Source organism: Mediterraneibacter sp. (assembly GCF_030825015.1).
Lineage (GTDB): Bacteria > Bacillota > Clostridia > Lachnospirales > Lachnospiraceae > Mediterraneibacter.
Window position 1 is genome coordinate 21,781 of the sequence record NZ_JAPJQP010000021.1, and the last position, 9,309, is coordinate 31,089.

Consider the following 9,309-nt stretch of genomic DNA (forward strand, 5'->3'; position numbering starts at 1 on the left):
TTATCTTTTTATGCCTCTTCTTCAACCTTTACTAAATGTCTAACCTGCTGTACCATACCTCTGGTAGCTGCATTGTCCGGCAGTACAACTGTTTTGCCGGTTTTCTTGAGACCAAGGGCCTCAACTGTTCTTTTATGCTTTGGTATGGATCCGATTGTAGACTTTACTAACGTAACTTTTAAGTTTGCCATTTCAATCTTACCTCCTTATGCGATAGGATAGAATTTGTTTTTCAACATCTTCTATCTGCTTAGCCCATGATCTCCTCGATCGATTTGCCGCGAAGTCTTGCAACATCTTCCGGAGACTTAACGTCTTTGAGTCCTTCGATCGTAGCAAGTACGACATTCTGCTTATTGTTTGATCCGAGAGACTTTGTACGGATATTTTTGATTCCCGCCATCTCGATTACGGCACGAGCCGGACCTCCGGCGATTACTCCTGTACCATCCGGAGCTTTTTTCAAAAGCACGGATGCGCTTCCGAATTTTCCGAGTACATCATGTGTAATACTTCCGTTCTCATCGAATGTAACCTCGATCATTTTCTTCATAGCATCTTCTTTCCCTTTGCGGATTGCTTCCGGGATTTCAGTAGCTTTTCCCAAACCTGCACCAACATGGCCGTTGCCGTCTCCGACAACAACTAAAGCTGTAAATCTGAAGTTACGACCACCTTTAACAACTTTGGTAACACGTTTGATTGATACCACTTTTTCTAATAATTCCATCTGACTAGCATCAATGCGTTCCTGTCTCATCTGTGTTCTCCCTTCCTAGAAATTCAGCCCAGCTTCTCTTGCTGCGTCTGCCAGTGCTTTGATCTTACCCTGATAAATGAAGCCGCCTCTGTCGAATACAACTTCTGTAATACCTTTTTCTTTTGCTTTCTCGGCAATTACTTTTCCGAGGCATGCTGCTGCTTCAACATTGTTTGTTTTCTCAAGTTCTGCTTTCACATCTTTCTGAAGAGTGGAAGCTGCAACCAGAGTATTTCCAACAGTGTCGTCGATGATCTGAGCATACATATGATTATTACTTCTAAAAACAGCCAAACGCGGTCTTTCAGCAGTTCCGCTGAAACGGTTGCGTAATTTCATGTGTTTTTTTCTACGAATTTCGCTTCTTGATTTCTTACTAACCATTTTCACACTCTCCTTATTTATTTCTTACCGGTCTTACCGACTTTACGTCTGATTACTTCATCAGCATACTTAATACCTTTGCCCTTATATGGCTCCGGTCTTCTCTTATCTCTGATTTCAGCCGCATACTGTCCAACTTTTTCTTTGTCGATTCCTTTTACAGTGATCTTGTTCTGACCTTCCAGAACTGTCTCAACGCCTTCCGGATCGATCATCTCAACCGGATGAGAATATCCAAGGTTCAGTGTCAGTTTATTTCCTGATTTTGCAGCTCTGTAACCTACACCGTTTACTTCAAGGACTTTCTGATATCCTTCTGTAACACCAACAACCATGTTGTTAATCAGTGTTCTTGTCAGACCGTGAAGAGATTTCATTTTCTTGAGATCGCTCGGTCTTGTTACAGTTACTTCTTCACCTTCAACTTTAATTTCCATTTCTGTCGGAAGCTCTCTTGTAAGAGTTCCCTTCGGACCTTTCACAGTCACTACATTATTCTCTGCAACTTCTACAGTTACGCCTGCAGGAATTGCAACTGGCAGTCTTCCTATACGTGACATACCTTTTTCCTCCTTAACTTAGATTCTCGGAATAGATGCTCTGTCTATTCTGTTTTCAGTTTTCATCCGCAGCGAACATGTTTCGGAATTTCACATATCTTGTGAATTACACTCGACACTTAATCTTTTTCATAAGTTTAGTGCCGGGTGCGTTTCCTTCATGTTCTTTCTGCGCTTCTATTTTCAAAGAAATTCTTTTCTCCAGGTGTTCATTGCTTACCAAACGTAGCAAAGTACCTCTCCGCCTACGCCGAGTTTTCTTGCTTCTTTGTCTGTTACAACGCCTTTGTTTGTAGAAATGATCGCTGTTCCAAGTCCGCCGAGAACTCTCGGAATATCCTCTGTGTTCGCATAAACACGAAGACCCGGTTTTGAGATTCTCTTAAGTCCTGTAATAACTTTCTCATTCTTATCAGCACCGTATTTCAGTGTGATATGGATTGTCTGAAAGTGTCCGTCTTCTACAAGATCATATTTTGCGATATATCCCTCATCAAGAAGAATATTTGCAATAGCAAGTTTCATCTTGGATGCAGGTACATCAACTGTATCATGTTTTGCAGTGTTCGCATTACGGATTCTTGTAAGCATATCTGCAATAGGATCGCTCATAGTCATGTGGATGTATCCTCCTTTTATATTTTATCTGTTCTCTATTTTCTGCCTTCACCGGGGAAATTCTTTCCCCAGCCCGATCACGCCCGCTGTACTTCCTTTCCAGAAGGCTGCTTTCGGCTTACCAGCTGGCTTTCTTAACTCCCGGGATCTGTCCTTTGTATGCCAGTTCACGGAAGCAGATACGGCAGATTCCATATTTTCTCAAATACGCATGCGGACGTCCGCAGATTCTGCAGCGGCTGTATTCTCTTGTGGAGAATTTAGGCTTGCGCTGCTGTTTGATTTTCATAGATGTCTTTGCCATGATTTTCCTCCTTTATTTTGCAAACGGCATATTGAACTGTCTCAATAATTCACGTGCTTCCTCGTCAGTTTTGGCTGTTGTAACGAAGATTACATCCATACCTCTGACTTTATCGATCTTATCGTACTCGATCTCAGGGAAAATCAGCTGCTCCTTGATTCCAAGTGCATAATTTCCTCTTCCGTCAAATGCGTTCGGGTTTACACCTCTGAAGTCACGCACACGCGGAAGCGCAAGGTTGATCAGACGATCAACGAACTCATACATTTTCTCGCCTCTAAGCGTAACCTTACATCCGATCGGCATACCCTCTCTGATTTTAAAGTTAGCCACAGAGTTCTTTGCTCTTGTAACAACGGCTTTCTGACCTGCGATCTTTTCCATATCAGCGATTGCAGACTCTAAAACCTTTGCGTTTTCTTTTGCTTCACCAACGCCCATGTTGATAACAACTTTGTCGAGCTTCGGTACTTCCATAATATTTTTATATCCGAATTTTTTGATCATTGCGTCAACGATCTCATTCTGGTACTGTTCTTTCAGTCTACTCAAAGTCCTTGGTCCTCCTTCCCGAATTAATCAATAACTTCGCCAGTCTTCTTTGCGAAACGAACTTTTTTGTCTCCATCCATCTTGAAGCCTACTCTTGTTGCCTGACCTTTAAATACAAGCATTACATTTGATGCATCGATGTAGCCTTCCTGATGTACGATACCGCCATTCTGGTTCGCTGCGCTCGGCTTTGTGTGCTTTGTCAGCATATTGACGCCTTCAACGAGGACTTTACCGTCTTTTTTATTTACGGCGATAACTTTGCCCTCTTTGTCTTTATCTTTTCCGGCGATAACCTTTACAGTGTCGCCTGTTTTAATTTTCATAGTTGACATTCTTAGGCACCTCCCTACAGTACTTCCGGAGCAAGGGAAACAATTTTCATGAAGTGTTTCTCTCTAAGCTCACGGGCTACTGGTCCAAAAATACGTGTTCCACGCGGATTCAAATCGTCTTTTATAATAACAGCAGCATTTTCATCGAATCTGATATAGGAACCGTCTTTACGACGAGCGCCTTTTACAGAACGAACAACAACAGCTTTCACAACGTCACCTTTTTTAACAACGCCGCCTGGTGTTGCATCTTTTACAGTTGCAACGATCACATCACCGATGCTCGCATATCTTCTTGTAGAACCGCCAAGCACACGGATGCAGAGCAATTCTTTAGCGCCTGTGTTGTCTGCTACTTTCAGTCTGCTTTCTTGCTGTATCATGCAGGTAAACCTCCTTAAAAATTATTTTGCTTTCTCCATGATCTCCACAAGTCTCCATCTTTTGTCTTTTGACAGAGGTCTTGTTTCCATAACTTTTACTGTATCACCGATCTTACACTCATTATTCTCATCGTGAGCTTTCAGCTTGTAAGTTCTTTTTACGATCTTCTTATAAAGCGGGTGTCTTACATGGTCTTCTACTGCAACAACGATTGTTTTGTCCATCTTGTCGCTTACGACCTTACCCGTACGGGTTTTTCTCAGATTTCTCTCTTCCACTTCTATTCTCCTTTCAATCATTCTAATAAGAAAGTTAAGATGCCTATCGTCCAGCCTCTGTGATCATTGTCTGGATACGTGCGATATTTTTTCTTACTTCTTTGATTCTGCTTGTGTTATCCAACTGGTTTGTGGCATTCTGGAATCTCAAGTTGAAGAGTTCCTTCTTAGCAGCTACTAATTCCTGATTTAATTCCTCTACGGATTTTCCTCTTAATTCTTTTACAAATGTATTAGTTTTCACTGTTATCACCGCCTTCTAAGTCTGCGCGAGAAACGATTTTGCATTTGCAAGGTAATTTATGCATTGCAAGTCGAAGTGCCTCTCTAGCTGTTTCCTCTGGTACTCCTGCAATTTCAAACATCACGCGGCCCGGTTTCACTACAGCTGCCCAATACTCAACTGTACCTTTACCGCTACCCATACGAGTCTCAGCCGGTTTTGCCGTGATCGGCTTATCCGGGAAGATTTTGATCCAAACTTTACCGCCACGTTTGATGTAACGTGTCATGGCAACACGGGCTGCCTCGATCTGATTGGAACGAATCCAGCACGGCTCTGTTGCTACGATACCGTACTCACCATATGCGATCGTGTTACCTCTGAGAGCTTTTCCTTTCATGGTACCACGGAACTGTTTACGACGTTTTACTCTTTTTGGCATTAACATTATTTATCTCTCCCTTCCTTATCTGCTTTAGTCGGAAGAACTTCGCCTTTGTAAATCCAAACCTTTACACCGACTTTTCCGTAAGTTGTGTCAGCTTCTGCGAATCCATAATCAATGTCTGCTCTAAGTGTCTGCAGCGGAATTGTTCCCTCGCTGTAGAACTCTGTACGAGCCATATCAGCACCGCCAAGACGTCCGGATACAGAAGTTTTAACTCCAAGAGCTCCTGCTTTCATTGTTCTGGACATGCAGGATTTCATAGCACGTCTAAATGAAATACGGTTCTCAAGCTGCTGAGCGATATTCTCAGCTACAAGCTGTGCATCTTTGTCCGGTCTTTTGATCTCTTTGATGTCAACGATAAGTTTCTTATCTGTGAACTGTGCAAGCTCTGCTTTTACTTTTTCGATCTCGGAACCGCCTTTACCGATAACAACGCCCGGTTTTGCTGTATAAACAATGACTTTTACGCGATCGGAAGCTCTCTCGATTTCGATCTTGGAGATTCCGGCGCTGTATAATCTCTTCTTCAAAAATGTTCTGATCTCGTGGTCTTCAACCAAGTTGTCAGCGAAATCTTTCTCTGCGTACCATTTGGAATCCCATTCTTTGATAACGCCGACTCTCAAGCCATGAGGATTTACTTTCTGTCCCATATTGTCCTCCTATCTTTCATTCAGCACGATTGTGATGTGGCTCATTCTCTTTTCGATTCTATAAGCTCTACCCTGTGCTCTCGGTCTGATTCTCTTCATTGTCGGTCCTTTGTTTGCGTAACACTCCTCAATGTAAAGGTTGTCAACGCTCATACCGTTGTTGTTCTCAGCGTTAGCGATTGCTGATTTCAGTAATTTCTCTATAACTGTTGAAGCATATCTCGGATTGTAAGCTAAAATACCGAGTGCTGTCTGTACATCCTTACCTCTGATGGCATCAAGAACGTAGCATGCCTTCTGAACAGATATTCTTGCGTAAGAAATCTTAGCTGAAGGTCTTGTATCTCTCTGCTCGTTTCTTTCTCTCTTGATTTGGGATCTGTGTCCTTTTGCCATGGATGAACCCTCCTTTCAAAATATATGAATCTTATCTGACTTTCGACTTCTTCTCGTCTTTGCCGTGTCCTCTGTAAGTTCTTGTTGCAACGAACTCACCGAGTTTGTGTCCTACCATGTCCTCTGTAACATATACCGGCACATGTCTTCTTCCATCATGTACGGCAAATGTATGGCCTACAAATGACGGGAAGATTGTAGAACGGCGTGACCATGTCTTAATAACTGATTTATCACCTGCAGCGTTCATAGCATCTACTTTTTTCAGTAAGCTTTCGTCTGCAAATGGTCCTTTTTTAAGTGAGCGAGCCATAGGTTCTAACCTCCTTGTGAATCTAATTATTTAATCGCTTTACCGTCTCTTCTTCTTACAATCAACTTGTTAGAAGCTTTATTTTTCTTGCGGGTCTTAAGACCAAGTGCCGGTTTACCCCACGGTGTACACGGACCCGGGCGGCCGATACCTGTCTTACCTTCACCACCACCATGCGGATGGTCATTCGGGTTCATAACAGAACCACGAACTGTCGGGCGGATACCCATGTGGCGCTTACGTCCTGCTTTACCAACATTGATCAGGTTGTGCTCTCCGTTTCCTACCACACCTACAGATGCGCGGCAGATGATCGGAACCATTCTCATCTCACCTGACGGAAGTCTGAGTGTTGCATATTTTCCTTCTTTAGCCATAAGCTGTGCGCTGTTTCCTGCAGAACGAACAAGCTGTCCGCCTTTTCCAGGATAAAGCTCGATGTTATGGATCTGAGTACCAACCGGGATCTCAGAAAGCGGGAGGCAGTTTCCTACTCTCACTTCGGCGTCTGCACCGTTCATAACTGTCATTCCATCTTTCAGTCCTTCAGGAGCAAGAATGTATGCTTTTTCTCCGTCTGCATAGCAGATCAATGCAATGTTTGCAGATCTGTTCGGATCGTATTCGATACCGATTACAGTTGCCGGAATTCCGTCTTTCTTTCTCTTGAAGTCTACGATTCTATATTTTTTCTTTGCACCGCCGCCACGATGTCTTACAGTGATTTTACCCTGCGCGTTACGGCCTGCTTTTCTTTTCTTGGAGTCAAGAAGTGATTTTTCCGGAGTTGTCTTTGTGATCTCGGAGAAATCAGATCCTGTCATCTGTCTTCTGGAAGGTGTATATGGGTTATATGTTCTGATTCCCATTACTTTCTCTCCTTTCGTTTCGTCTAATTATCAGTTTCACGGATTTGCACCGTATACATTGAGCACTTAGCGAAATATTCTCACGCTTCGTGCGAAAGTACACCCGATCCGCTCAGCGAAGTATTTTCGAGCTTAGCGGCTGCGGTGTTTCCTATTCTATATCTTACAGACCTTCGAAGATTTCGATCTCTTTGCTGTCTTCTGTAAGCTGTACGATTGCTTTCTTTGTCTTTGCTGTTTTTCCGACTACCATTCCGCGTCTTCTGTTCTTTCCTTCAAGGTTCATTGTGTTAACACTTGCAACCTTTGTTCCTTCGAACATTTTCTCAACAGCTTCTTTGATCTGACCTTTTGTAGCCTCTGTGTGTACAAGGAATGTATATTTCTTGTCAGCCATCAGGTCCATGCTTTTCTCTGTAATAACCGGTTTAAGGATTACATCATAATACTGAATATTTGCCATTATGCGTACACCTCCTCGATTGTTGCAACAGCAGCTTTCGTTGCGATCACTGTGTTGTATTTCAGGATGTCATATACATTGATCGTATTTGTGTGAGCTGTCTTAACACCAGCAATGTTTCTTGCGGAAATCTCTGCATTTGCATTTCCATCTTCAAGAACAACAAGCGCTTTGTTTACGTTCAGGTTGTTCAGAACATTCTGGAATTTCTTTGTTTTGATCTCATCAAAATTCAGCTCGTCAACTACGATGAATTTGTTCTCTTCTACTCTGGAAGAAAGTGCGGATTTAAGAGCAGCTCTCTTCTCTTTTTTATTCATCTTGAATGAATAATCTCTCGGAACCGGAGCGAATACAACACCGCCGCCTGTCCACTGCGGAGCTCTTGTTGAACCCTGTCTTGCGTGTCCTGTTCCTTTCTGTCTCCACGGTTTTCTTCCGCCGCCTGAAACCTCAGAACGTGTTTTGGCTTTCTGTGTTCCCTGACGATTGTTTGCAAGCTGATTTACAACTGCCATGTGTACAAGGTGTTCATTTACTTCCACACCGAATACGGCATCATTTAATTCGATTGTATCAACTTCTTTACCTTCGATATTGTAAACAGATACTTTTGCCATCTGTGTGTTCCTCCTTTCTTATTGTCAGCTTAGTTTCCTTTTACTGTTTCCTTGATCGTTACGAGACATTTCTTCGGTCCCGGAACGGAACCTTTTACGAGAAGCAGATTGTTTTCTGCATCAACTCTTACGATCTCAAGGTTCTGAACAGTAATTTTCTTGTTACCCATCTGTCCAGGCATTTTTTTGCCTTTGAATACTTTACTCGGATCAGATGCCGCACCATTGGAACCAGCGTGACGATGGAACTTGGAACCATGTGTCATAGGTCCTCTGCTCTGTCCGTGACGTTTGATCGCGCCCTGGAAACCTTTACCTTTGGAGATTGCTGTCGCATCGATGTGATCACCTTCTGCGAAGATATCAGCTTTGATCTCCTGAGCAAGAGCATATTCCTCTGCATTGTCAAATCTAAATTCTTTTACATATCTTTTTCCGGATACGCCTGCTTTGTCAAAATGACCTTTCTCAGCTTTTGTCACACCGTTTCTGTGTGCGATTGCTTTCTTTCCGCTTCCGTCTTTTGTGACAATCTTGTCTTTCTTGTCAACATATCCAACCTGTACGGCGCTGTAGCCATCGTTCTCAACTGTTTTAACCTGTGTAACTACACACGGTCCAGCCTGCAGAACTGTTACCGGAATCAGTACTCCGTCTTCGTGATTGAAGATCTGAGTCATTCCAACTTTTGTAGCCAAAATAGCTTTCTTCATTATAAATACCTCCTGTGATTTACAGCGGAACGCTTTCGCGCTCATCCTAAATGTTAGGATTGTTACTGTTAATTTGAATGTTCAGCGGTTTTCGCTTACTTATTTTTCATTTTGATATCGATGTAAACACCTGCCGGCATTTCCAGTCTGGAAAGTGCGTCCACAGTTTTCTGTGTCGGTGTAACGATATCGATGAGTCTCTTATGAGTTCTCTGCTCGAACTGCTCTCTTGAGTCTTTGTACTTGTGTACCGCTCTAAGAATTGTCACTACCTCTTTCTTTGTCGGCAGCGGCACCGGTCCGCTCACCTGTGACCCATTCTTTTTTACAGTTTCGATGATTTTCTTTGCGGATGCATCAACGAGCTGATGATCATACGCTTTCAATGTGATTCTCATTACTTGACTTGCCATAAAAAAAGTCGCCTCCTTTT

At 42.9% G+C, this 9,309-nt stretch carries 20 protein-coding genes; all 20 read right to left on the reverse strand.

The features are described 5' to 3' along the window. Positions 1 to 8: 8 nt before the first annotated feature. The 20 genes from rpmD to rpsJ all read right to left on the reverse strand — a co-directional run bounded on the left by rpmD (position 9) and on the right by rpsJ (position 9,289). Entirely contained in the window at positions 9 to 191 is a 183-nt protein-coding gene (rpmD, locus tag RCH61_RS08420) for a 50S ribosomal protein L30 (RefSeq protein WP_178007483.1), read from the reverse strand. 59 nt (positions 192 to 250) lie between these two features. Beyond that, entirely contained in the window at positions 251 to 760 is a 510-nt protein-coding gene (gene rpsE / locus RCH61_RS08425; protein ID WP_178007485.1) for a 30S ribosomal protein S5, read from the reverse strand. 15 nt (positions 761 to 775) lie between these two features. After that, the gene (gene rplR, locus RCH61_RS08430; RefSeq protein WP_004847503.1) at positions 776 to 1,144 is read right to left on the reverse strand and encodes a 50S ribosomal protein L18; all 369 of its coding nucleotides are present in this window, start codon (positions 1,142 to 1,144) and stop codon (positions 776 to 778) included. 17 nt (positions 1,145 to 1,161) lie between these two features. Further along, positions 1,162 to 1,704: a 50S ribosomal protein L6 gene (rplF, locus tag RCH61_RS08435; RefSeq protein ID WP_178007487.1), complete on the reverse strand. Its 543-nt coding sequence runs from the start codon at positions 1,702 to 1,704 to the stop codon at positions 1,162 to 1,164. Between the two features lie 216 nt (positions 1,705 to 1,920). Beyond that, complete coding sequence (gene rpsH / locus RCH61_RS08440) at positions 1,921 to 2,322, reverse strand: 30S ribosomal protein S8 (RefSeq protein ID WP_306480426.1); 402 nt, start codon at positions 2,320 to 2,322, stop codon at positions 1,921 to 1,923. Between the two features lie 118 nt (positions 2,323 to 2,440). Next, positions 2,441 to 2,626 (reverse strand): type Z 30S ribosomal protein S14, encoded by a 186-nt coding sequence (locus tag RCH61_RS08445; protein WP_004847508.1) that lies wholly within the window; start codon positions 2,624 to 2,626, stop codon positions 2,441 to 2,443. 12 nt (positions 2,627 to 2,638) lie between these two features. Further along, positions 2,639 to 3,178, reverse strand: coding sequence for a 50S ribosomal protein L5 (gene rplE / locus RCH61_RS08450; protein WP_178006687.1), 540 nt, complete (start codon positions 3,176 to 3,178; stop codon positions 2,639 to 2,641). A 23-nt stretch (positions 3,179 to 3,201) separates the two neighbouring features. Next, positions 3,202 to 3,513 carry a 50S ribosomal protein L24 gene (rplX, locus tag RCH61_RS08455; protein ID WP_306480427.1) on the reverse strand — a complete coding sequence of 104 codons (312 nt, stop codon included), beginning with the start codon at positions 3,511 to 3,513 and terminating at the stop codon, positions 3,202 to 3,204. Positions 3,514 to 3,527: 14 nt separating this feature from the next. After that, positions 3,528 to 3,896 carry a 50S ribosomal protein L14 gene (rplN, locus tag RCH61_RS08460; protein WP_004847511.1) on the reverse strand — a complete coding sequence of 123 codons (369 nt, stop codon included), beginning with the start codon at positions 3,894 to 3,896 and terminating at the stop codon, positions 3,528 to 3,530. 21 nt (positions 3,897 to 3,917) lie between these two features. Further along, complete coding sequence (rpsQ, locus tag RCH61_RS08465; protein WP_334307311.1) at positions 3,918 to 4,196, reverse strand: 30S ribosomal protein S17; 279 nt, start codon at positions 4,194 to 4,196, stop codon at positions 3,918 to 3,920. 22 nt (positions 4,197 to 4,218) lie between these two features. Then, entirely contained in the window at positions 4,219 to 4,419 is a 201-nt protein-coding gene (gene rpmC, locus RCH61_RS08470; protein WP_009243087.1) for a 50S ribosomal protein L29, read from the reverse strand. After that, complete coding sequence (gene rplP / locus RCH61_RS08475) at positions 4,409 to 4,846, reverse strand: 50S ribosomal protein L16 (protein ID WP_087161826.1); 438 nt, start codon at positions 4,844 to 4,846, stop codon at positions 4,409 to 4,411. The genes rpmC and rplP overlap by 11 nt, the downstream gene beginning before the upstream one ends. Next, complete coding sequence (gene rpsC, locus RCH61_RS08480) at positions 4,846 to 5,502, reverse strand: 30S ribosomal protein S3 (RefSeq protein ID WP_178006689.1); 657 nt, start codon at positions 5,500 to 5,502, stop codon at positions 4,846 to 4,848. The genes rplP and rpsC overlap by 1 nt, the downstream gene beginning before the upstream one ends. 9 nt (positions 5,503 to 5,511) lie before the next feature. After that, positions 5,512 to 5,898 carry a 50S ribosomal protein L22 gene (gene rplV, locus RCH61_RS08485; protein WP_178006690.1) on the reverse strand — a complete coding sequence of 129 codons (387 nt, stop codon included), beginning with the start codon at positions 5,896 to 5,898 and terminating at the stop codon, positions 5,512 to 5,514. A gap of 31 nt (positions 5,899 to 5,929) precedes the next feature. Next, positions 5,930 to 6,211, reverse strand: coding sequence for a 30S ribosomal protein S19 (rpsS, locus tag RCH61_RS08490; RefSeq protein WP_004847517.1), 282 nt, complete (start codon positions 6,209 to 6,211; stop codon positions 5,930 to 5,932). 26 nt (positions 6,212 to 6,237) lie between these two features. Then, complete coding sequence (gene rplB / locus RCH61_RS08495; protein WP_178006691.1) at positions 6,238 to 7,080, reverse strand: 50S ribosomal protein L2; 843 nt, start codon at positions 7,078 to 7,080, stop codon at positions 6,238 to 6,240. Positions 7,081 to 7,243: 163 nt separating this feature from the next. Next, positions 7,244 to 7,543 (reverse strand): 50S ribosomal protein L23, encoded by a 300-nt coding sequence (gene rplW, locus RCH61_RS08500; RefSeq protein WP_178006693.1) that lies wholly within the window; start codon positions 7,541 to 7,543, stop codon positions 7,244 to 7,246. Further along, positions 7,543 to 8,163 carry a 50S ribosomal protein L4 gene (gene rplD / locus RCH61_RS08505; RefSeq protein ID WP_306480428.1) on the reverse strand — a complete coding sequence of 207 codons (621 nt, stop codon included), beginning with the start codon at positions 8,161 to 8,163 and terminating at the stop codon, positions 7,543 to 7,545. Before rplD ends, rplW begins: the two co-directional genes overlap by 1 nt. 29 nt (positions 8,164 to 8,192) lie before the next feature. Then, positions 8,193 to 8,876, reverse strand: coding sequence for a 50S ribosomal protein L3 (rplC, locus tag RCH61_RS08510; RefSeq protein ID WP_306480429.1), 684 nt, complete (start codon positions 8,874 to 8,876; stop codon positions 8,193 to 8,195). A gap of 95 nt (positions 8,877 to 8,971) precedes the next feature. Continuing rightward, entirely contained in the window at positions 8,972 to 9,289 is a 318-nt protein-coding gene (gene rpsJ / locus RCH61_RS08515) for a 30S ribosomal protein S10 (RefSeq protein ID WP_004847522.1), read from the reverse strand. Between the last annotated feature and the right edge of the window lie 20 nt (positions 9,290 to 9,309).

Bases quoted from the DNA above. Each gene is read 5' to 3' on its own strand.
- rpmD (WP_178007483.1), bottom strand. From the start codon at position 191: ATGGCAAACTTAAAAGTTACGTTAGTAAAGTCTACAATCGGATCCATA.
- rpsE (WP_178007485.1), bottom strand. From the start codon at position 760: ATGAGACAGGAACGCATTGATGCTAGTCAGATGGAATTATTAGAAAAA.
- rplR (WP_004847503.1), bottom strand. From the start codon at position 1,144: ATGGTTAGTAAGAAATCAAGAAGCGAAATTCGTAGAAAAAAACACATG.
- rplF (WP_178007487.1), bottom strand. From the start codon at position 1,704: ATGTCACGTATAGGAAGACTGCCAGTTGCAATTCCTGCAGGCGTAACT.
- rpsH (WP_306480426.1), bottom strand. From the start codon at position 2,322: ATGACTATGAGCGATCCTATTGCAGATATGCTTACAAGAATCCGTAAT.
- RCH61_RS08445 (WP_004847508.1), bottom strand. From the start codon at position 2,626: ATGGCAAAGACATCTATGAAAATCAAACAGCAGCGCAAGCCTAAATTC.
- rplX (WP_306480427.1), bottom strand. From the start codon at position 3,513: ATGTCAACTATGAAAATTAAAACAGGCGACACTGTAAAGGTTATCGCC.
- rplN (WP_004847511.1), bottom strand. From the start codon at position 3,896: ATGATACAGCAAGAAAGCAGACTGAAAGTAGCAGACAACACAGGCGCT.
- rpsQ (WP_334307311.1), bottom strand. From the start codon at position 4,196: ATGATTGAAAGGAGAATAGAAGTGGAAGAGAGAAATCTGAGAAAAACC.
- rplP (WP_087161826.1), bottom strand. From the start codon at position 4,846: ATGTTAATGCCAAAAAGAGTAAAACGTCGTAAACAGTTCCGTGGTACC.
- rpsC (WP_178006689.1), bottom strand. From the start codon at position 5,502: ATGGGACAGAAAGTAAATCCTCATGGCTTGAGAGTCGGCGTTATCAAA.
- rplV (WP_178006690.1), bottom strand. From the start codon at position 5,898: ATGGCAAAAGGACACAGATCCCAAATCAAGAGAGAAAGAAACGAGCAG.
- rpsS (WP_004847517.1), bottom strand. From the start codon at position 6,211: ATGGCTCGCTCACTTAAAAAAGGACCATTTGCAGACGAAAGCTTACTG.
- rplB (WP_178006691.1), bottom strand. From the start codon at position 7,080: ATGGGAATCAGAACATATAACCCATATACACCTTCCAGAAGACAGATG.
- rplW (WP_178006693.1), bottom strand. From the start codon at position 7,543: ATGGCAAATATTCAGTATTATGATGTAATCCTTAAACCGGTTATTACA.
- rplD (WP_306480428.1), bottom strand. From the start codon at position 8,163: ATGGCAAAAGTATCTGTTTACAATATCGAAGGTAAAGAAGTTGATACA.
- rplC (WP_306480429.1), bottom strand. From the start codon at position 8,876: ATGAAGAAAGCTATTTTGGCTACAAAAGTTGGAATGACTCAGATCTTC.
- rpsJ (WP_004847522.1), bottom strand. From the start codon at position 9,289: ATGGCAAGTCAAGTAATGAGAATCACATTGAAAGCGTATGATCATCAG.